This window comes from Planococcus sp. APC 3906 (assembly GCF_030407685.1).
Lineage (GTDB): Bacteria > Bacillota > Bacilli > Bacillales_A > Planococcaceae > Planococcus > Planococcus koreensis.
The window spans coordinates 1-21,083 of the sequence record NZ_JASDCW010000002.1 but is presented as its reverse complement, the minus strand read 5'-3'; the positions used below and the strand labels follow the sequence as shown (position 1 = coordinate 21,083).

The 21,083-nt window shown below is 48.0% G+C and carries 20 protein-coding genes and 7 tRNA genes; 5 read left to right on the top strand and 22 right to left on the bottom strand.

What is annotated here, in order from left to right; genetic code table 11:
• Positions 1-258: 258 nt before the first annotated feature.
• Positions 259-1,908: a peptide ABC transporter substrate-binding protein gene (locus QMA09_RS01455; RefSeq protein ID WP_135505845.1), complete on the bottom strand. Its 1,650-nt coding sequence runs from the start codon at positions 1,906-1,908 to the stop codon at positions 259-261.
• Between the two features lie 136 nt (positions 1,909-2,044).
• Between QMA09_RS01455 and QMA09_RS01450 the strand changes: the two genes are divergently transcribed.
• Complete coding sequence (locus QMA09_RS01450; protein ID WP_290211750.1) at positions 2,045-2,413, top strand: DUF3899 domain-containing protein; 369 nt, start codon at positions 2,045-2,047, stop codon at positions 2,411-2,413.
• A 64-nt stretch (positions 2,414-2,477) separates the two neighbouring features.
• On the opposite strand, the gene QMA09_RS01445 is transcribed toward QMA09_RS01450, so the two are convergent.
• The 3 genes from QMA09_RS01445 to QMA09_RS01435 are packed head-to-tail and all read right to left on the bottom strand — an operon-like array spanning position 2,478 to position 4,906.
• Positions 2,478-2,942, bottom strand: coding sequence for a GNAT family N-acetyltransferase (locus QMA09_RS01445; protein WP_290211749.1), 465 nt, complete (start codon positions 2,940-2,942; stop codon positions 2,478-2,480).
• 37 nt (positions 2,943-2,979) lie between these two features.
• Positions 2,980-4,134, bottom strand: a complete 1,155-nt coding sequence (locus QMA09_RS01440; RefSeq protein ID WP_290211747.1) for a GNAT family N-acetyltransferase — start codon at positions 4,132-4,134, stop codon at positions 2,980-2,982.
• Positions 4,135-4,141: 7 nt separating this feature from the next.
• The gene (locus QMA09_RS01435; protein WP_290211746.1) at positions 4,142-4,906 is read right to left on the bottom strand and encodes a hypothetical protein; all 765 of its coding nucleotides are present in this window, start codon (positions 4,904-4,906) and stop codon (positions 4,142-4,144) included.
• A gap of 174 nt (positions 4,907-5,080) precedes the next feature.
• Here QMA09_RS01435 and QMA09_RS01430 point away from each other — a divergent pair, with 174 nt between their 5' ends.
• Together QMA09_RS01430 and QMA09_RS01425 are read left to right on the top strand one after the other, a co-directional pair.
• A complete protein-coding gene (locus QMA09_RS01430; protein WP_290211745.1) occupies positions 5,081-5,704 on the top strand; it encodes a hypothetical protein in 624 nt (207 codons plus the stop codon).
• Positions 5,697-6,266: a redoxin domain-containing protein gene (locus QMA09_RS01425; RefSeq protein WP_290211744.1), complete on the top strand. Its 570-nt coding sequence runs from the start codon at positions 5,697-5,699 to the stop codon at positions 6,264-6,266. The genes QMA09_RS01430 and QMA09_RS01425 overlap by 8 nt, the downstream gene beginning before the upstream one ends.
• Before the next feature lie 39 nt (positions 6,267-6,305).
• On the opposite strand, the gene QMA09_RS01420 is transcribed toward QMA09_RS01425, so the two are convergent.
• Both QMA09_RS01420 and bglA read right to left on the bottom strand, forming a co-directional pair.
• Complete coding sequence (locus QMA09_RS01420) at positions 6,306-6,878, bottom strand: P-loop NTPase family protein (RefSeq protein ID WP_290211743.1); 573 nt, start codon at positions 6,876-6,878, stop codon at positions 6,306-6,308.
• Positions 6,879-7,226: 348 nt separating this feature from the next.
• On the bottom strand, positions 7,227-8,666 hold the full coding sequence (gene bglA, locus QMA09_RS01415; protein ID WP_290211742.1) for a 6-phospho-beta-glucosidase BglA: 1,440 nt from the start codon (positions 8,664-8,666) through the stop codon (positions 7,227-7,229).
• Between the two features lie 189 nt (positions 8,667-8,855).
• Here bglA and QMA09_RS01410 point away from each other — a divergent pair, with 189 nt between their 5' ends.
• Complete coding sequence (locus QMA09_RS01410; protein WP_290211741.1) at positions 8,856-9,557, top strand: GntR family transcriptional regulator; 702 nt, start codon at positions 8,856-8,858, stop codon at positions 9,555-9,557.
• Between the two features lie 122 nt (positions 9,558-9,679).
• On the opposite strand, the gene glmS is transcribed toward QMA09_RS01410, so the two are convergent.
• From glmS to QMA09_RS01365, 9 genes are all read right to left on the bottom strand, one after another.
• A complete protein-coding gene (gene glmS / locus QMA09_RS01405) occupies positions 9,680-11,482 on the bottom strand; it encodes a glutamine--fructose-6-phosphate transaminase (isomerizing) (protein ID WP_290211740.1) in 1,803 nt (600 codons plus the stop codon).
• 465 nt (positions 11,483-11,947) lie between these two features.
• Complete coding sequence (glmM, locus tag QMA09_RS01400) at positions 11,948-13,297, bottom strand: phosphoglucosamine mutase (RefSeq protein WP_135502827.1); 1,350 nt, start codon at positions 13,295-13,297, stop codon at positions 11,948-11,950.
• A gap of 116 nt (positions 13,298-13,413) precedes the next feature.
• The gene (locus tag QMA09_RS01395) at positions 13,414-14,388 is read right to left on the bottom strand and encodes a CdaR family protein (RefSeq protein WP_290211739.1); all 975 of its coding nucleotides are present in this window, start codon (positions 14,386-14,388) and stop codon (positions 13,414-13,416) included.
• Positions 14,381-15,220, bottom strand: coding sequence for a diadenylate cyclase CdaA (gene cdaA / locus QMA09_RS01390; protein WP_135502831.1), 840 nt, complete (start codon positions 15,218-15,220; stop codon positions 14,381-14,383). Before cdaA ends, QMA09_RS01395 begins: the two co-directional genes overlap by 8 nt.
• Before the next feature lie 99 nt (positions 15,221-15,319).
• Positions 15,320-15,952 (bottom strand): anti-sigma factor family protein, encoded by a 633-nt coding sequence (locus QMA09_RS01385; protein WP_290211738.1) that lies wholly within the window; start codon positions 15,950-15,952, stop codon positions 15,320-15,322.
• A 12-nt stretch (positions 15,953-15,964) separates the two neighbouring features.
• Positions 15,965-16,528 (bottom strand): RNA polymerase sigma factor SigW, encoded by a 564-nt coding sequence (gene sigW / locus QMA09_RS01380; protein ID WP_135502835.1) that lies wholly within the window; start codon positions 16,526-16,528, stop codon positions 15,965-15,967.
• 172 nt (positions 16,529-16,700) lie between these two features.
• Positions 16,701-17,609 (bottom strand): arginase, encoded by a 909-nt coding sequence (rocF, locus tag QMA09_RS01375; RefSeq protein WP_290211737.1) that lies wholly within the window; start codon positions 17,607-17,609, stop codon positions 16,701-16,703.
• 70 nt (positions 17,610-17,679) lie between these two features.
• Positions 17,680-18,237 carry a GNAT family N-acetyltransferase gene (locus QMA09_RS01370; RefSeq protein WP_290211736.1) on the bottom strand — a complete coding sequence of 186 codons (558 nt, stop codon included), beginning with the start codon at positions 18,235-18,237 and terminating at the stop codon, positions 17,680-17,682.
• 18 nt (positions 18,238-18,255) lie between these two features.
• Positions 18,256-19,137, bottom strand: coding sequence for a LysR family transcriptional regulator (locus QMA09_RS01365; protein ID WP_290211735.1), 882 nt, complete (start codon positions 19,135-19,137; stop codon positions 18,256-18,258).
• A gap of 103 nt (positions 19,138-19,240) precedes the next feature.
• Between QMA09_RS01365 and QMA09_RS01360 the strand changes: the two genes are divergently transcribed.
• Entirely contained in the window at positions 19,241-20,320 is a 1,080-nt protein-coding gene (locus QMA09_RS01360; protein WP_290211734.1) for a citrate synthase/methylcitrate synthase, read from the top strand.
• A gap of 70 nt (positions 20,321-20,390) precedes the next feature.
• Here the strand turns inward: QMA09_RS01360 and QMA09_RS01355 are convergent.
• From QMA09_RS01355 to QMA09_RS01325, 7 genes are all read right to left on the bottom strand, one after another.
• A tRNA-Ala gene (locus tag QMA09_RS01355) sits at positions 20,391-20,463 on the bottom strand.
• A gap of 28 nt (positions 20,464-20,491) precedes the next feature.
• Positions 20,492-20,564 (bottom strand) — tRNA-Lys (locus tag QMA09_RS01350).
• Between the two features lie 8 nt (positions 20,565-20,572).
• Positions 20,573-20,647, bottom strand: a tRNA-Gln gene (locus QMA09_RS01345).
• A 16-nt stretch (positions 20,648-20,663) separates the two neighbouring features.
• Positions 20,664-20,747, bottom strand: a tRNA-Tyr gene (locus tag QMA09_RS01340).
• A 23-nt stretch (positions 20,748-20,770) separates the two neighbouring features.
• Positions 20,771-20,846: transfer RNA gene (locus QMA09_RS01335), tRNA-Val, on the bottom strand.
• A gap of 4 nt (positions 20,847-20,850) precedes the next feature.
• Positions 20,851-20,925, bottom strand: a tRNA-Glu gene (locus QMA09_RS01330).
• A 49-nt stretch (positions 20,926-20,974) separates the two neighbouring features.
• Positions 20,975-21,047, bottom strand: a tRNA-Thr gene (locus QMA09_RS01325).
• Positions 21,048-21,083 lie beyond the last annotated feature (36 nt).

The following is a 21,083-nucleotide window of genomic DNA, read 5'->3' as shown; positions in this document are numbered from 1 at the left end:
CATAGCGCTGCAGGAGCAGTAAGGTTTTCTCCGCTGTTTTTCTCCATATCGAGATATCTCTTAGCGGAGGCGCGTTAAAGGGCTAGGCGAAGTAATGAGACGAGTGTTCTTCTCGTCTCATTACGAGAGCCATGCCCAAAGCGTCCGAAGCGGTGCGTAAATATTAACTTCTTTAGTTCAACTTATGTAGATGAAAAAATACGAGGGGCGCCGATCACTCGGCTACACCCTCGTATCTATAGCTGCATAATCTGCAAATTATTCTTCGATAGATGTCCACTTATAAGAGAATGTAGCACCAGTCGGGTGGACGATTAAACCTTTGATTTTATCTCTCATCAAGATAGCTGATCCATCTTGGTAAAGCGGTGCAATTGCAGCATCTTCTTCCAAGAGGATTTTTTCAATGTTCAACAGCATTTCGTAGCGCTTCGCAGCATCAGTTTCAGTGCGTGCCTGTGATACCAAAGCGTCAAGTTCTGGGTTGTGGTAGTCCATGCGGTTAGCTGAACCGTCTTTCAACCACATATCCAAGTACGTCATCGGGTCACTGTAATCCGGGCCCCATGAAGACAATGACAAATCGTATTCAATCGCTTTTTCGATTTCCAAGCGTTGTGCGAATGGCACTGCTTTGATTTCAAGCTTAAAGCCAGGAAGGTTTTCTTCAAGCTGTGCCTGAAGGTATTCTGCCACTTTTTTATGGTCGTCAGAATCTGAAATGTTGATCGATGCCGTTACATCTTCAACGCCAGCTTCTTTAAGGCCTTCAGCAAATAATTTTTGCGCTTCTTCAACTGTACCTGTGTTGAAATCGCCGTTCAATTCGCGGAAGTCTGTCCCATCCGGGTTTGTAAAGAATCCAGCTGGCACCACTCCGTTAAGAGGTGTAGAACCATCTTTCAGAATAACATCAGTCAAGCTCTTTTTATCGATTGCCATATTCACTGCTTGGCGGACTTTCTTGTTGCCAAGCACCGGGTGGTTATGATTGAAGCGCAAGAAAATCAAGCTTGGCTCCAAGATTGTATTGAAGTTCGCATCGTCTTTGAATTGCTCTACAGATTCAGAGCTTAGGTCGACGCGATCCACTTTATTTGTTTCGTACAAATTGACGCCAGTAGTTGAATCTTTTACAACATAAGCATTGATTGTGTCCAATTTAACCGCTTCTGCATCCCAGTAGTCGGCATTTTTTTCGTATTTCCAGCCTTGCTCGTGCGTCCATTCAACTAATTTGAATGGTCCGTTGAACAATAGGTTTTCTGCTTCAAGTGCGTATTGATCGCCTTGCTCTTCAACGAATTTCTGGTTTTGCGGCAAGAATGTCGGGAAAGTCAACAACGATTGAAGCAATGGGTTTGCGCTTTCCAGCGTTACTTCCAATGTTTTTTCATCGATAGCTTTAACACCCAATTCCTCAGCATCCATTTCTTCGTTCATGATCGCTTCAGCATTTTTGATGCTTGCTGTAACGAACATGAAGTTATACGGGCTCGCATCTTTCATGACGCGTTTCCAAGCGTATTCGAAATCTTGTGCTGTAACCGGTTCGCCATTGCTCCATTTGGAATCACGCAATGTGAACGTATGTACAGTCTGGTCTTCATTTTCTGTATGTTCTGCTACTAAAGCCTCGATCGGCTCATGATTTTCATCTTGGCGGTATAGGCCTTCGTTGACGTTGTTCAGCACAGTGAATGCTACGCCATCGTGTGCTTTTGTAGAATCCATTGTCGGAATATCAGCCACAGCTGAAACATTCAATACTTGGCCCGCTGTTTCTTCGCCGCCTTCTGATCCTGTACCTTCTGAAGAGCTTTCAGAAGAGTTAAAGTTACATCCGGATAATATTAAGACGAATGACATTAAAACGAATAAAACCTGGGCTTTCATCTTTTTCCCCATTTTTCTACCCCCTGTGTTTTCTAATAATTCTTTTTAATCATAATAGTAATTTACAATTTAGGCAACAAAATATTTAAATTTTCTAAAATTAGAAATGCATGGTAACCTATAATTATTCAAGGAAAGGAACATATATATGACTTCAAAATCAATACTGCTCAGCGCTTCAATCTTTTCTTCAATTATTCTGTCATTTATGCTGTATACTCCGTGGAGCTTCCTCAAATGGCTGGATGCCGTATTCTTGGTGGGACTCATTCTCCTTATGGCAGCGGCGGCGATGTCGCTTATCGAAGGAAAATTTTTCGAAGCGTTCATCCACAGCACAAAAAACTTTTTTGCAAAAGTAAATAAAAAAGAACAATTGATTCGGGAAAGCGAAAAACGTTCGTTTGAAAACCCCAGCTTCGATAAAGTGTTTCCGGCGCGGAAAAACTTTTTTATCATCGGCATGCTGTTAAGCGGCGGTTCGCTTTTACTTTCTGCTGCATTCTATTATTTTTAAGACGGTGAAACATAAACAGGCGGGAAAAACTCATTGAGTTTTTCCCGCCTGTTTATGAATGGATTTAAAGGTTCTCCTGGAATCCTTTTTTTAGAGACCAAAAAAGCAGCTCTTCATCCGACCCTGTGCGGTGCATACCCAGCTTTTCCAGCACTTTAATCGATGCCGCATTGCTATGCGTACATTCGGCGATCACCCGCTCTACTTTTCCCGTATGAAACGCCCAGTCGATCAAGCCTCTGACCGCTTCTGTCGCAAACCCTTGATTCTGTGCTTCCGGTGCGATGCCGTAGCCGAATTCCACCACGCCGGCGCTATCTGGTGGTCCTTTAAAACCGGCGTCGCCTATGGTTTTTCCATTATCCCGGCGCACAACCATCCATACGCCCCAACCCAATAGCTCCGGCTTGTCTTCTAATTCTGCCACATGCATATTAATATGCGGCCCCATTTCGTATTGCGCGGCAAAATCGCTGTAATTTTCAGCCGTACACGGCATCAAATCCAATCGCTGTGTTTGAATTTTCATATGTTCTCCTCTCTATTCCCTCACCTAACGTAATGGTCTATCCATTATTCTCATTTAAATCGTGCAATGCTTTGGCCATGCGATAGTTTTTCAAGCGGACATCTCGCCGCTCGATCGTCTGGGGTTCAATGACCGTAAACCCGCAATGCTCAAAAAAAGGTTTCGCCGTTATGCTTGCTTCCACCTTCAGCTCCACCACTTTTTGCCGCCTCGCTTCTTGCTCGATTTCCCTAAGCAGCCGCCCTGCAATTCCCTGTCCTTGATAATCCTGGTGGACATACAAGCGGTCCAATTTTCCGTCCGCTGCCAAGTCGGCGAATCCGGCAAGCTTGCCGTCTTTCCAAGCGACAAATGTCTTGTTCTCAGCAAGAGAAACGCGCCATTGTTCCACCTTCTCTTGCCTCAGCGCTTCAGGCGCCCATGCAGCGAGCTGTTCCGGCAAATAATCCGCCGCATTGACCGAATGGACCGTGCCGTAAAAAAGCGCAACAATCTCCTCGGCATACAAAGGTTCAAATCCGCTGATTTCAATTGCATCGTTTGCAACCAGCGCAGGCAATTGCTGTAAATGGCTGATTTTAAAGTCGGCGGTTGGCGCCTGGCCATGCGGGTTTTCCATCCAAATCGCCGACATGCCTACCGCTTTGGCCGCCGCTATATCATTTTCCGGATGGTCGCCGATATACACTGCTTCATGGGGTTTAACACCTAAAGCCTCCAGCGCTTTTTCAAATATGCGCGGGTCGGGCTTCGATATGCCTTCAATCCCCGACACCAAAGCTACGCTAAAATAATCTTCTATGCCAAGGGCTCGGATGCTGTCCAATTGCAGCTGTCCCGGCCCATTTGTAATTAGGGCCAGTTGCACGCCGTTCTTCTGCAATTCCCCTAGCATATCTGCCAATCCCGGAAAGCCCACACAATGTTCTTTAAAACGGCTGAGGTAATCCGCCAGCATTATTTCCCAGGAAATACCCGTTATGCCGAATTCCACATCCAGCTGCTGATACACCTCATCTTTCCAACGATAGCCTCTTGCATCAAGTTCAATGAACCGCTGCATAAACTGCTCTTTCGGGATGTGTCCGAGCTCTCCAGGGAACCGGTCATAATGACTGTCTATAAAAGAAGCAAGCGAACGCTCCCGGTCCAATAAGGTACCGTCTAAATCAAATATTGCCGCTTTGAACATCCGCTTTTCACCTCTTTTCCATTGCTTTGTAAATCTTCAGCGCCTCTAACAGGAATTCCCTGTCATATCCCGTTTTGCTGCGGATCCGTTCTGCCCATTCGCTAAGGTCTGCTGCCGGAGGGTCAGGGAAAAGACCCTCTGACGTGCTGAGAAAGCTTTTCCAATCATCGAACTCCCAATGCGCCGTTTCATTTTTATAAGGTACGCGCACTTCCAGAAGCGGTTTCGGGTAGACATGGTTTTGAGAAAATTCCGCAGCTTGCCAGAACACGCCGTCCTCCACTGGGTCCAAGTCATAGGCCTGCTGCGACCGTTTGCCTCCCGGCCGGTGATAGACGACTTCTGCACTGCGGTGTGCTGCGGACACTTGTATTTCCGCTCCCGGGAAAAAACCTGCGAGCCTTTCCCTGCTAAAGGCCGGATCGTCTGCATCCAACAGTACCGGCTGCAGCCATTGGTCGCCAAGGTCGCATAAATAGCGCCGGTTTCTCTTGTCTACTGCCACTACTGCCGCATGAGCTTCCTCGCTCCCCAATTCGCTGCCGACCGGATAAGCCTTAATCCCTTCTTTCCGGAATTCGTCCAACAGCCACAAAGCCAGATCAAAGCAATTCCCCGTAATGTTATATTGCTGGCGGTGCTGCTTCATCAATTCAACAGTACGCTGCTTTTGTCGATCGGTTCTTTTGAAAAACCAAGCCTTCGTCAAGGTTTCCATCGGGAATCCATCAAAGCGGTTCCAGACTTCCAAAATTTCATCCGATGCTTTCATGCCATCAACCTTCTTTGCTGATTTTCTCATTTAATATGCGATGCTATCTTCTTTACTTTCGATTTTGCCGAGGCGGAATCCTTTAAAGCGGCGCTGCCAATCTTAAGTTCTTGCATCTCGCCTGCTATATACCCCATACTGTATATAATTGTGTTGAATAAGGAGTGTTCCGAAATGACTTTGTACCAAATCGGCAGCATCACAATGCCTGCTGTGTGGATTGCCACCCTCATTGCCCTTGCCGTTTCCGCTGTCGCCTGGCGCATCATCAGCGGTGAAAAAATCGGTGAATGGTATTGGAACGCGTTCACTTTATACTTTTTGGTCTGGAAAGCAAGTTATATCCTTTTTAACTTTGAGGAATTCATGAACTTTCCAATGTCCGTGCTGTACTTTAACGGCGGTGCGTCCGGCCATATGCTGGCATTAGCTGCGCTTGCCGTTTACCTATGGATGGCCGTAAAAAAACACGCCGCCCTTTCCCGGGATGCTCTGCCAGTCCTGCTGCTGTTTTTTGTCGGATTTGAAGCTGCGCTTGCCATGCTTGAACAGCAATTGGCGGCTTCTGTTCTCCATACGATTCTTTTTGTCAGCATTACCGCCTTCCTCTACATTTCCCGCAAAAGAGCCATTGCTGGCAGCACACAAATCTATATTTTATTCGTCCTAGCTGAGCTGTTGAGCTTGAGCCTGTTCCAGCCGCTCTTCTCGGTTGAGCCGCTGACCTTCAGCTGGCTTGCCCTTACCGCATTTGCCTTGGCACGATTCCGAAAAAGTGAGGTCATCATCAATGAATAAAAACACATTGTCCATCGCCATCATCGTTTTGCTGCTTGCCATTGCGGCTGTCAATTTCCTCGGACCGTCTTTTGCCGAAGAAAAGCCAGCCCAACCCGTGGCCAGCGGAGCTGCTAATACTGCTGACTCGTCTGCGCCGGCAGAAGGAGAAGCCGCTCCGGACTTCGTGCTTACGTCGTTGGATGGCGAAGCGGTCCGCCTGTCGGATTACCGCGGCAAAAAAGTCATCTTGAACTTCTGGGCCACCTGGTGCCCGCCCTGCAAAGCCGAAATGCCGCATATGCAAAAATTCTATGAAGACAATAAAGACCAGGGAATCGAAGTGCTCGCTGTCAATTTGACGAGCATCGATAAAGGCGAGGAATCGGTCCAGGCATTCGTTGAGGAATTCGGCCTGACGTTTCCGATCCCAATGGACCGCGACGGACAGCTCGGGCCACAATACCAGGCCGTGACGATTCCGACCACTTACATCATCGACACCGAAGGCATCATCCAGAAGAAAGTTGTCGGTCCCATGGATGAAGCCATGATGCAAAAACTGACCTCTTCTATTAATTGATCGACAGCCCGGAATCCGTTAGCGGAAATCCGGGCTTTTTTATGCCTCATCCTGATCGCGGCGTCCGCCCCGCTTTTTTGCAGAAAGCTTATAGGCTGCCATGATCCTGGCGTGGAGCTCTTCAATCGGCCATGAGCTGTCGAGCTTCAGCACCGGGCTCTTGGCTATCGCCATTTGATGGGCATGCTCCGCATACGTTCCGACCATTTCCTTGTCTTCAGCTTTCAAATACGTCTGGCACCATTCCAAAAACTCATTCGTCATTTCTCCTTTTTCATTAAGCGAAAATGGGCTGTTCCGCTCGGCTTCCCTCGCGCGCAGCCGTTGCAGCCGGAGATCTTCATCAAGAAAAAGAAAAACCAGCAGCTCCCGGTCATTGAAGCCCTCTTTGCACCAGGCATAAACCGAACCCGAAGCCACATAGCCTTCTGAAGATTCCATGTCCCGCCGGTACATCGCCAAGCGCTCTTCCACAGCATAGCTTTCGATGAAGCCATCGCCTTTCCAAATATAGCGATCGGTATCGATCCATCTCACACCTTCTCTTTCACCGATATATTCCCCCAACGTAGTCTTTCCCGTACCGGACCCGCCAATAATCTGGATTTTCATAAATAACTCCCCCTGTTTCACGCACTCTCTTCTTCCATAATACGACAAAAAAAGCATTCGTAAAGTGACTTCACACTTTACGAATGCTTTTCCTTTTCAAGGTTTTGAAATTCTTTTAATACTATATCGAGAGATACCTTAGCGGAGGCGCGTCAAAGGGCTAGGCAAGGAAATGGCCAAATAGAATTTGGTCATTTCCTTTGCTTCGAAGCTAGCGAAGCGATGCAGAAGCAGAAAGGTCTTAGCTATAAGACGGGTGTTCTTCCCGGCTTATTACAGGAGCCATGCCCAAAGCGTCCGAAGCGGTGTTCAAAATACCTCTTCTTTCGTTCAATATAGACAGCCTTCTTATAATTCCTCGCCATTCGTCTCAATCACTTTTTTATACCATTCAAACGAATCCTTCTTGGAACGCTTCATCGAGCCATTCCCTTCGTTATCGCGGTCGACGTAAATCATGCCGTAGCGTTTTTTCATCTCGCCGGTTGTGAACGACACGATATCAATGATGCCCCATGGCGTATAGCCCATCAGATCAACGCCATCGTAAATCACGGCTTTTTCCAATGCTTCGATATGGGATTTCAAGTAGGCAATTCTTTGCGGGTCATGGATTGAGCCGTCTTCTTCGACTAGATCAATTGCGCCAAAGCCGTTTTCGACGATGAATAACGGAATCTGGTAGCGGTCGTAAAGGCGGTTCAATGCATACCTCAATCCCGTCGGATCGATCGCCCAGCCCCAGTCGCTTGATTTGATGTATGGATTTTCTACAACATTTGGCAATCCGCCCGTCACAATATTGCCGTGATTGCCATTTTGAACAGCACTGTTCACCGTTGTGGACATGTAATAGCTGAATCCTAAATAATCCACTATGCCGTTTCGCAGGATGTCGTCATCCCCCGGCTCCATTTGGATTATATAGCCTTCCCGTTCAAACTCTTTCAACACGTAGCTCGGGTAATAGCCGCGCACGTGGACATCCGGGAAGAAATAACGCTGCCTCATTTCTTCTTCCGCCAGCATCACATCCGCAGGGTTTGAAGAATACGGATAAATCGGCACATGGGAAACCATGGCCCCGATCTTGAATTCAGGATTGATGGCTTTTCCGGCTGATACGGCAAGTGCGCTTGCAATCAGTTCATGATGACCCGCTTGGTACATCACTTCCCGCGCATTCTCACCCTCCTCGACAATCACACCTGAGTTGGTCCATAAGAATATCGGGTTATTGACGTCCATCTTGTTGTTGATCTCATTGAAGGTCATCCAGTATTTCACTTTGTCCTGATAGCGGGCAAAGCAAACTTCCGCGAATTTGACGAAATGGTCCACTACTTTGCGGCTTCTGAATCCGCCGTATTCCCGAGCCAAATGCAGCGGCATTTCAAAATGGGACAGCGTGATGACCGGTTCGACTCCGTGCTTCAGCAATTCATCGAACACATTGTCGTAGAATTTCAAGCCTTCTTCGTTCGGCTCCGCTTCGTCGCCTTTCGGAAAAATCCGGCTCCAAGCGATGGATGTACGCAGGCATTTCAAGCCCATTTCAGCAAACAGAGCGATATCCTCTTTGTATTTGCTGTAGAAATCAATGGCTTCGTGGTTCGGGTAAAATTTGTCAGCTTCAACTGTATCGGTTATTTCCCGGGCTACGCCGTGCGCGCCCGCCGTCATAACGTCAACAACGCTCGGCCCTTTTCCGCCCTGGTCCCATCCTCCTTCAAATTGGTGGGCCGCTAAAGCGCCGCCCCATAAAAAATCATTCGGTAATTTACTCATTTTATCTCTCTCCTTCTTTGAAGACTTTCCGTGTTTTATTTGAATACTCCTCCATCTTAATTGTACCGGTCTAATTAATCAAGTATCAAACAATTATATTGTGAGTGTTATATTTGATTAGATGAGCACTAGTGCATTATATGGTATAATTCGATTATCTTTCAGACCATAAAGCAAAGAGGTATGCCCATGTTAAAATATCAGCACATTGCAGACGAACTAGAAAATTACATAGAAGAGCATAAGCTCCAGCAAGGCGCCAAGCTTCCGGTGCTGCAGGATTTGATGCGCCAATTCAATGTCAGCAAAAGCACCGTGACGAAAGCATTGGAGTTGTTGGAGAAAAAAGGGGTCGTGTTCCAAGTTCGGGGCAGCGGCATTTTTGTCCGAAGGCATAAAAGAAATGGCTATATCAGCCTGCTGTCGAATCAAGGCTTTAAAAAAATGCTGGAAGAATTTCAGCTTGCCTCTAAAGTGATTGCGCTCGATGTCCGAAAGCCGACAAAAGAAGCTGCGCTGAATTTGAATATCAGCACCGATGACGATGTCTATTACGTCAAAAGAATCCGTTTTATCCACGGACAGACGCTATGCCTCGAAGAGTCGTATTTCACTAAATCGATTGTCACTTATTTGAACAAAGAAATCATCACCGAATCGATCTTCAATTACATTACGGAAGGGTTGGGCTTGAGCATCGGATTTGCCGATACATTTCTCCATGTCGACAAATTGACCGCTGAAGAAGCCCAGTACCTAGAGCTGAAAGAAGGCGATCCCAAACTTTATGTGGAATCCATTTTCCACTTAAGCAATGGCCAGCCTTTCGACTTTTCCAAAGTGACTTATAATTACGTACAATCGCAGTTCTTCATTCAGGCGGAACTATAGGCTATGAAAAATGTGTCAGCCCTCTCTTAGCAGAGGGCTGGCTTTTTCTATTCCAGAACCTAAAAAAAGACGTTCGCAAAAGTGGCTAGCCACTTTGCGAACGTCTTCTTATATACATGATTTTATTCGACTGTAACGGATTTCGCCAAGTTACGCGGCTTGTCAACGTCGCAATCGCGGTGAAGCGCTGCGTAATAGCTGATCAGCTGCATCGGGATAACCGAAACAAGCGGTGACAGCAATTCATTGACCTTCGGAAGCACAAGGCTGTCGCCTTCTTCCTGCAAGCCTTCCATTGAAATGATGCATGGGTGAGCGCCGCGTGCCGCTACTTCTTTGACGTTTCCGCGGATGCTCAGGTTCACCGCTTCTTGTGTTGCAAGAGCGATGACCGGTGTGCCTTCTTCGATCAAAGCGATCGTTCCGTGCTTCAATTCGCCGCCGGCAAAACCTTCTGCTTGGATATACGAAATTTCTTTCAGTTTCAATGCGCCTTCAAGGCCCACGAAATAATCCATTACGCGGCCGATAAAGAAGCAATTGCGTGTAGTTGAAAGGAAGTCACGGGCGATTTGCTCCATTTCTTCTTTCATGTCCACTTGGGCTTGGATTGCGTTTGCCACAATTCCCAGTTCCTGCACAAGGTCAAAGCCGATATCAAGGCCTTTGGACTGTGCTGTTACAGCTGACAAAATCGACAACACAGCGATTTGGGCTGTGTATGCTTTTGTCGACGCAACGGCAATTTCAGGGCCTGCGTACAACAATAACGTGTAATCCGATTCGCGTGAAAGCGTAGAACCGGCAACGTTTGTGATCGTCAATGACGGGTGGCCCAATTCTTTGATCTTCACAAGAACTTGGCGGCTGTCAGCCGTTTCGCCTGATTGTGAGATAAAGATGAACAATGGTTTTTCAGACAGAAGCGGCATGTTATAGCCGAATTCGCTCGCTACATGCACTTCTACTGGAATTTGCGCCATTTTCTCGATGTATTCTTTGCCGATTAAACCAGCGTGGTAGCTTGTACCTGCTGCAATGATGTGGATACGGTCTGCATTTTTCATCGCATCCAGAATTTCCGGCTGGATCGTCAATTGGTCTTCGCCGTCCTGGTAGGCTTGGACGATTTTACGCATAACTGCAGGCTGCTCGTCAATTTCTTTTAACATATAATGAGGGTATGTCCCTTTTTCGATATCGCTCATGTCAATTTCCGCTGTAAACGGCTGGCGGTTGATCACTTCGCCGTCCAACGTTGAAATTTCAACACTGTCTTTGCGGACGATGACGATTTCTTTGTCCATCAATTCCACGAATTGATCGGTAACTTGAAGCATTGCCATTGCATCACTTGCGACAACGTTGAAGCCTTCACCAAGTCCAACAAGCAATGGGCTCTTGTTTTTCGCAACGAAAATTGTCTGCGCTTCTTCAGCGTCCAATAACGCGATTGCGTATGAACCCTTAAGCAATGTCAACGTTTTGCTGAATGCTTCTTTTGTTGTCATGCCTTCTGCAACAAGCTTGCCGATCAACTGGACGATGACTTCTGTATCCGTATCGGATTCCATTTCCATTCCAGCTAAATAATCGCGCTGCAAATGGTGGTAGTTTTCGATAACGCCGTTATGGACAATCGTGAAACGGTCTGACGTATTTTGGTGTGGATGAGCATTCACTTTATTCGGCTTGCCGTGAGTTGCCCAGCGCGTATGCCCGATTCCAGTTGTGCCGACTACTTCATCTGCTACGATTGCACGCAAATCAGCAATGCGGCCTTTTTCTTTGAATACTGTGACGCCTTCTCCGCCGCGCACTGCAATGCCCGCTGAATCGTATCCGCGGTATTCCAATCGTTCCAATCCTTTTAACAAAATTTCCTTTGAATCATTTTCTCCAATATAACCGACAATTCCACACATGTTTAAATTCCTCCATTTTCAAGTCAAAATGAGCGTTTGCTTACGTTCGCAAACGCTTCCGATGAGCCCATCTCCACCGTTGTCCAGCCGATCGCTCAGCTGTTTTGGGTGCAAGATATTACGACCGGGCTTCGCGGCCGGGAGGTATCCGCCGAAACATCGATACTCCTCCTCCTCGTCTACTGGAAACTGATTTATCCATCCGATTTTTCCAGTACAGGCGCTTCAACTATTTTCCTTGTACGCTTTACTATCCCCCTTTTTCTGCGGCCTCAAACAGGCAATTTCATCATACCTCCTAACACTTGGGAAGTCAATGAAACCCCATTGAAATGGGGCTTCAGCACCGTTGCGAGGCTCTTTATGCCCCCTTTCTTTTTGGATGCGCTTTTTTTTATTGGCGATAAAAAAAGAAAGCTCTTGCAAGCCATTTCCATGGCTTGCAAGAGCTTTCCCTAAGTTATTTTATTTCATGCCCATTTCTGCACGCACGACTTCAGCGATGCGTTCCACGTATTCTTCACAAGCTTCAGCAGTCGATGCTTCAACCATGACGCGCACCAATGGCTCTGTCCCGGATGGGCGCACGAGCACACGGCCGTTGCCGCCCATTTCCGCTTCGACTTCTGCGATTTTCGCAGCGACTTTCGCATTGTCGGTTACCGCGTGCTTATCTGTGACGCGGATATTCACCAATTTCTGAGGGAAAATTGTCATCTCTCCTGCAAGCTCCGACAATTTCTTGCCGGTCACTTTCATGATGTTCACCAATTGAAGGCCCGTCAACAAGCCATCTCCGGTTGTATTGTAATCCAGGAAAATGATGTGGCCTGATTGCTCGCCGCCCAAATTGTATTCGTTTTTCTTCATTTCTTCCACCACGTAGCGGTCGCCGACAGCGGTCTGTCTGCTTTCCATTCCGTGCTCTTCCAAAGCTTTGTAAAAGCCCATATTGCTCATAACCGTGGAAACAACTGTGTTCTTTTTCAAACGGCCTTCACCGTGCAAATATTTCGCGATGACGTACATGATCTGGTCGCCATCGACAATCTTGCCTTTTTCATCCACGGCGATCAATCGGTCGCCGTCGCCGTCAAACGCAAGGCCGATGTCAGCATTTTTAGCCAATACCAATTCCGCTAATTTTTCAGGGTGCGTTGAGCCCACTTTATCGTTGATGTTCAAGCCATTCGGTGAAGCCCCCATTGAGGAGATGTCAGCATCCAAATCTGCGAAAACATGCGTTGCCAATGTGGAAGTCGCACCGTGTGCGCAATCCAGCGCTACATGGATATCCGTAAACTCTTCGTCCACGGTCTGCTTCAAATACTGGATGTATTTTTGACCGCCTTCGAAATAATCCGTAATGCTGCCAAGGTCGCCGCCTGTCGGACGCGGCAATAGATCTTCTTCGCTGTCCAGAAGCGCTTCGATTTCCGCTTCTTGGTCATCGGACAATTTAAAGCCGTCCGATCCGAAAAATTTGATGCCGTTGTCTTCTACCGGGTTATGCGAAGCTGAAATCATGACGCCTGCTTCAGCGCTCATGACACGCGTCAAATAAGAAACTCCCGGAGTGCTGATGATGCCGAGGCGCATAACTTCCGCCCCTACTGACAGCAAGCCTGCAGCCAAAGCGCCTTCAAGCATTTCCCCTGAAATCCGCGTATCGCGGCCGATCAATACCTTCGGCTTTTCTTTAGAGCTCTTTGTTAAAATATATCCGCCGAAACGTCCTAATTTAAAAGCTAATTCAGGTGTCAGTTCGCTATTAGCTACACCTCGCACACCATCAGTTCCAAAATATTTACCCATTATGTTCTCTCCTTTTGACTCTATCTTCGTTACAGAATAATCCATTTTTATACTTTAATGCATTTTGTGCAAAACAGCAAAATTCAAGAAAGGTTTTTTTCTGAAGGCGGCAGACTTCAAGCGCCTTCAGGCAGCTCAAGTTCATTCTCGACCGTTATATCCGCTTCGACTGTGATTTTTTCCGGATCCAGTGAAGTGATTCCGTTTGGCAACGGCAAATCGATATCGAGCTCTGTATTAGCTGCGGTGATGTCTGCCACATCAACCTCTACCGGTAATTCCGCAATCTCATCGACGATGTTTTTCGGTCCGTAAATTCGCACATTCTCTACTGAGGGTTCAAGTGAATTGATGATGATGCCCGCTGGCGGCTCGCCGCTTTGGCTCAGCGCAACAGGCACTTCCTTGCTGTATTCTTCGATGCCGACTGCTACTTGGACCGCTTCAGGCTCAATCGTGACATTTTCCAACTTCGTCAAATCATTGGCCAGCACCCGCACGCGCGCCTCTGTTTCAAATGACTCGTTGATGCCGGGTTCACCTGTGATGGTCGCTTTGACGAAGCTGATTGAATCGATGACGCTTTTCGGACCGGTGACGGTCACGGAATTCGGATCTGCCACCATGCTTTCGAGCACGAAGCCTTCCGCAAGAAGGCGTTCGTTCAATTCCGGATCGATGCGGAATTCCTGGCTTACCCGTTCTTCGATATTGATTTCGACAAATGCCGGATCCATCTGCACCCGCAATTGCTCAGATAAATTCTCTGTCTGAATCGAAATACGGTGTTCGCCCATTTCCAAGTCACGCAAATCGACGAATAATGTGAAATCCTTTAATTGGCGCGTAGTCTGCACGACGCTCGTCGGACCTGAAATCGTCAAGTCGACCGTTTCAGGCAGGCCGCTGACCATTAAATTGGTGTCATCGTAATAAACTTCCAATGCCACATCTTCAATTTTTTCAGTAATTGTTCCGCTGTCGACGGCGCTATTCGTATCATCAGCCGCTTTAACGGAAAAGAATAGCAGGAATGCGAGCAACAATGCCATAATCCGTAAAAACCATGGGCTGTCCATCAAATTATCCATTCTTTTTTCCCCTCCAGTTCCACCAGGAAGAATCCGCTTGCTGCTGCTGTTCGGCTCCGAACCAGATTCTGCGCAATTTCGCTTCAAAATCTTCAAGCGATAAGTTGCGGTGCAGATCGCCATTGGCTGTCAGGCTGATTGCGCCCGTCTCTTCTGAGACAATGACTGTAATGGCATCTGTCACTTCACTGATGCCAAGCGCTGCCCGGTGGCGCGTTCCCAGCTCTTTTGAGATAAAAGGGCTTTCTGACAGCGGCAAATAGCAAGCCGCCGCTGCAATCCGGTTGCGTTGGATGATCACTGCACCATCGTGCAAAGGTGTATTGGGAATGAACAAATTGATCAACAACTCTGACGTAATGTCGGAGTTCATCGGAATTCCCGTTTCGATGTATTCACTCAATCCCGTCTCGCGTTCAATTGAGATTAACGCACCGATGCGGCGTTTTGCCATATAGCTGACCGACTTGACCATCGCTTCAATCAATCGGTTGCGCTCGGATTCTTCATTCAGCGTGCTGCTGGAAAATAGCTTTCCTCGCCCCAACTGCTCCAATGCACGGCGCATTTCCGGCTGGAAAATAATGATGATCGCCAAAAAGCCCCAATTCAGCACTTGCTGCATAATCCAGCCGAGCGTCTCCAAATTGAGGGCTTGGGTAATCAGATACGCAATGACGATGAAGAATATCCCCTTCAATAACTGGACAGCCTTCGTCCCTTTGATGAGGGTGATCAATTTATAGACAACGAACCATACTAATAAAATATCAATGACATTCACTAAAAGTTCGAGTGGTGTTTGATTTGTTAAATTATCCAAAAACGGCATCTGCAACCCTCGCTTTTCAACATCTGCATATACTTTAGTATATCATAACCCGATTTCACTTGCCCCGAAAGAAAAAACCTATCCCCGGAAGGATAGGTTCTATTGGTCTTCATTATCGGCGCTGCTGAAAATAGCAGCAGCATCTTTTGAAACTTCCTTGATGCCGTACCATAGCCATTCGAAAATCTGGTCGATTTCTTCGATTTCACCGGTGATTACACCGCTCGAAGCCATGTACTGTCCGTTGACGATTGTCACGTCGCCGTTCAGTTCGCCTTCGACCCTCAAATCGCCATTGCGGATGGTCAGATCGCCGTCGACGACCATTCCTTCCGGTACAATGACCGTTTCGCCTTCTACCTGCAGATTCGGCTGTTTGGTGAATGCGAATTGCTGGTCTTCATTGAAACTCGTAAACAGCGCTGCGCTCATCATCAAGATGAATAACGCTGCTGCTGTTACGAACGGGTGCTGCCTGAACCAGCGCTGGGCACTGCCGCGTTTCTTTTCTTTCGGCAGCCGCTCCATCGTCTTCTGGACAAAACTGGCAGGCGCCTGTATATGCGAAGCACTTTGCACTAAGGCAATCGTTTTGGTCAATTCATGGTACATCTTGCGGCAATCGCTGCAGCTTTCCAAATAGCCTTTCAGCACCGCTTCATCTTCAGGATTTAAATCCCCGTCTAAATAATCATCCATGAATCGGATGATTTCTTCCGGACACGTCGTCATCGTGCTCGCCTCCTACAAATTGCTCAATTGCTTCCGAAGAGCTTCTCGCCCCCGGTGTATACGCGTTTTCACGGTACCAAGCGGCAAATCTAAAATTTCGCTGATTTCCGCCAGCGGCAATTCTTCAATATACTTTAATACAATAGCGGCACGGTACTTATCTGGCAAGCGGCTAATTTCATATTGTACCCGTTCCTGCACTTCCATCCTCATCAATTCTTCTTCAGGAAGTTGGTCCTCGTTCGCAATCGACGAGTACATATTCAGCCCTTCTGTGCCGCGTACTTCTGCGTCGAGGTAGTAATCCGGCTTTTTCTTGCGGATCCGGTCAATGCATAAGTTTGTCGCAATGCGGTAAAGCCATGTTGAAAACTTCCGCTGCTGGTCAAAGGTGTGCAAATTTACATAGGCGCGCGTGAAAGCTTCCTGGGCAATGTCTTCCGCTTCGTGCCGATTGCCAAGCATGCGATAGCAAATTTGGAACAGCTGGTGCTGGTACAATTCAACAATCTCTGCAAATGCCTGTTGATCCCCTTTTAACACTTGTTTTATTCGTTTATTCACTAAAGCATCCATGCTCTCATTTCCCTCCGCCTATGCGGCTGTCTTTTATATACGGATTACTTTTCATAAAGTTTCATTTTATTTCTCAACTTCTATCCTAACAAATCTCGCCCAGAAAATCCCATCTTATTTCAATTTCACTGAATAAAAAAGCCCATAAAAAAAAAACAGGCTTTCGCCTGTTTTATAGTAGTTTTTCCCCTAATAAGGAGCCGATCAGCGCGACAGCAACATCCGCTGTGCGGTTTTTCTCGTCTAGAATCGGATTGACTTCCACAAATTCCGCAGAAGTGATAATTCCAGCATCGAATAATAATTCCATCGCTAAATGGCTTTCGCGGTACGTGATGCCGCCTGGAACCGGTGTACCGACGCCTGGCGTGTACATTGGATCGATGCCGTCGAGGTCAAGCGATAAATGTACAGCATCCGTACGGCGTTCTTCTTTCAAGTACTGGATTGCATCATCGATGACTGCGTGCATGCCCATGCTGTCGATTTCGTGCATGCTGTATACGCGGATGCCGCGTTCTTTGATCAATTCACGTTCTCCCGGGTCAACCGAACGCGCACCGATGATGACGATGTTCTCCGGCTTCACTTTCGGTGAATAGCCGCGGATATGCGTCAATTGCTCATGGCCAAGGCCGAAGCTTGCTGCAAGCGGCATGCCATGGATGTTGCCCGATGGTGATGTGTCGCTCGTGTTCATGTCGGCGTGCGCGTCGTACCAAATGACGCCCAAGTTTTCATGGCGTTCAGAAATTCCGGCCAATGTGCCGATGGCAATGCTGTGGTCTCCACCAAGTACGAGTGGGAAATTGCCCGCTTCTGCCACTTCAAAGACTTTCGCACCCAACGCTTCAGTCGCTTCCGTGACAATCCTCAAATTGCGCAAATTCGTGTCAGCATCAAGTTTGCCGTCTGCCTGTCCGATTTGGATGTCCCCTTCATCTTTCACCGAGTAGCCCAGGCTTTCAATGCGGTCTACAACGCCCGCATAGCGGATTGCGCTTGGCCCCATGTCGACGCCGCGGCGGTTTTGTCCATGGTCCATTGGTACACCAATAATCGAGATGTTCTTTTTATTCATTATTTTATACCCCCTTTGAAGTCTAAGTCCATTGTAACTTCTCTTGTTGCAATGGCTCAACCTGACAAAATCAAGTATATTTATTCATTTTTTCAATCAATCGTTTTTTAGCTTCAGGCCATTCACTGTCGATGATCGAGTACATCACGGCATCCCTAGGTTTTCCTGTCGACCGGATCCGTTCATTGCGGATCACGCCTTCTTTGACAGCACCGAGCCTTTCCAGCGCTCTTTGGGAACGGTGATTTTCCGCATCGGTCTTGAATTGTACGCGGATCATGTCCATTTCTTCGAAGCAATGCGCCAGCATCATCGTTTTTACCGCTGTATTGACATGGCTGCGCTGTACGGATTCCGCGTAGAAAGTAGAACCGATTTCGCAGTTCTTGTTGTTGTGGTCGATCATGGCAATCCGTGTCGTGCCGATGATTCTTCCAGTATCCATGTCTTCTACGGCAAAGCCCAGCACATCGCTGCGGCCGATTCCTGCCTCGAGCCACACTTTCATCTCATCGAAACTCTGCACTTTCGTCAGCATATGCTCAAAAATAGCCGGTGTATGGAGTTCCCACAAAGCCGGTATATCGCTGTGTTCCAATGTCCTTAGACGTACCCCTGAATGTTCCATCAGTGCAAATCACCCCTTCTAGCTGAAATGGACCGCTTGAATGCGTGCTAAAAATTCACGCTCCAATGCGCCCATCTCCTTCACTAAATAATAAGTCAAAATTTCAGGAAGCGGAAACAAATCGAAATGGGCATCCATCAGCCTGCCTTCGATCAATTCGCGCCGCACCATCGAAGCTGGCAGAAATGACATGCCAAGCCCTTCCTGGATAAAGCGTTTGGCGATATGGGCTTGCGTCACTTTCATCGTCCGAAGTCCCGGTATGCCCCGGCGCAGCTTCAACAGCAATTCCTCCCAAAAGACCGGATGGTGGTGGGTAAAGAGAAAACCGGATTGCAGCACCGTTTCAATTGAAATCGCAGGCCCGCCCTCGTCGTCGTATGCATCCCTAGGCAGGATGAACAACAGACGGTCGCGGTAGGCCGTTTCGTGAATGACGCTGCGCCTCACGGAAGGCAGAGCAGAAAGTCCCGCAGATACTTCTCCGCTGTCCACAAGCTCTTCGATCCCTTCTGACTCTTCTACGCGGATAACCAGCTCAATGTCCGGATGGTCCCGCATGAACGACTTCAGTATATACGGCAGCACCGTTTCCGCCATCAGTGGCGAAATTGCCAATACCCATTTCTGCCGGTAGCCTTGTTCAAACGCATGAAGACCTTCGATGCTTTCCTCCAGTTGATTGAGCACCCCCAGTGCCTGCGGTCTGAATTGCCTGCCCGCTTCCGTCAGCGCCACTCTGTTCTTTTCCCGTTTAAAAAGCGCGATGCCCAGCGATTCCTCCAATAACTTAATATGCACCGTGACATTCGGCTGTGACATCAGCAAGCGCTCCGACGTCTTGCGGAAATTCCCTGTTTCAGCAGCATCAACAAACGTTTTCAGCCACGCCAATTCCATACTTCCCTCTCCCTCAATTAAGTATTTTGATTGATTTAATTATATATCTTTAATTTTCATTATCAAAGATTCGGCGTATGCTAATAAAAAAGGAGGAATTCATATGTTCCAAAAAGGCTTGAAAGGCGTAATAGCTGTACAAACGAAAATAGCCTCGGTCGATGGGGATAAAGGCGAGCTGAAGTACCGCGGACTGCTGGTGGACCAGGCTGTCGAAGGAAAAACGTTTGAAGAAACCGCATTTTTCCTGTGGAACGGTGCATGGCCGGAAAAAGATGAATTGCATGCACTCGTGGAGGAGCTGAAAAAAGAACGCATCTTGCCCGTACACGTAACAGCGATTGCAGAATTGCTGCCGGCCGATGTTTCGATCATGGACAACCTGCGGACGCTCGTCTCCGCTTTCAGCAGCCGCGAGTTCGGCTTGCGCAGCCCGAAAGGCCAAGCACTTGCACTGACCGCAGCACTTCCGGTGATGGCTGCTATGCTTTATCGCCTAAAACACGGCCTGAAGCCCGTAGAAGCGCGCCAAGATCTCGGCCACACTGCGAACTTCCTGTGGATGCTGAACGGCCAGGAGCCGCTAAATGTGCACATTGAAGCTTTGGACACTTATTTGAAACTGACCATGGAGCACGGCATGAATGCGTCCACGTTCGCTGCACGCGTCACCGTGTCCACAGAATCCGATATGGTCGCAGCCATTACTTCCGCACTTGGAACGATGAAAGGCCCTTTGCACGGCGGAGCTCCTTCCGGCGTCATCGACTTGCTGGAGGAAATCCAGACGCCGGACCGCATCGAAAGCGTCATCCGGACCAAGCTCGACCATGGAGAAAAAATCATGGGCTTCGGCCACCGCATTTACCGCACCGAGGACCCGCGTTCGATCATCCTCCGCAAGCAATGCCTGGCTTTGCAAGGTGAAGACGAATGGCTCGACCTCGCGACGGCCGCTGAAACCGAAATCATCCGGTTGCTGAACCTCCATAAACCGGGACGCGCGCTGCACACGAATGTCGAATTCTATGCCGCCGCCATCATGCGCTCGATCGACATGCCGCCGGAACTGTTCACGCCTTCCTTCAGCATTGCCCGCATCGTCGGATGGACTGCACATGTTCTTGAGCAGCAAAGCGACAATGTCATATTCCGGCCGCAATCGGAATACATCGGAAACTAAAAAAAGGCCGCATCCAATTGAATGGATACGGCCTTTTTACACATGGATAGTACAAATACACATGGAACAATGGAGCCTAGGGGGCTCGAACCCCTGACCTCGTCACTGCCAGCGACGCGCTCTCCCAGCTGAGCTAAGGCCCCGCGCTGAACAGGCGCAAGGAATAAAAGATGAGCCATGAAGGATTCGAACCTTCGACCCTCTGATTAAAAGTCAGATGCTCTACCAACTGAGCTAATGGCTCATAAAAAATGGCTGGGGTACCTGGATTCGAACCAGGGCATGACGGGATCAAAACCCGTTGCCTTACCGCTTGGCTATACCCCAATGCCTGATATAAAACTGGTGGTGGGGGGCAGATTCGAACTGCCGAACCCGAAGGAGCGGATTTACAGTCCGCCGCGTTTAGCCACTTCGCTACCCCACCGCTATTTACCTGAAAAAAAAACATGGTGGAGGATGACGGGATCGAACCGCCGACCCTCTGCTTGTAAGGCAGATGCTCTCCCAGCTGAGCTAATCCTCCATAATGGTGACCCCTACGGGATTCGAACCCGTGTTACCGCCGTGAAAGGGCGGTGTCTTAACCGCTTGACCAAGGGGCCTTGATCATTTTTTGCTTAATCTTTTTACAGAAACTTCTTTGTAAAAATAAGCTCCCAACCGGATTCGAACCGGTGACCTCTTCCTTACCATGGAAGCACTCTACCTGCTGAGCTATGGAAGCATGGCATTGGAGAATTAATTAAGGCAAAAAATATAA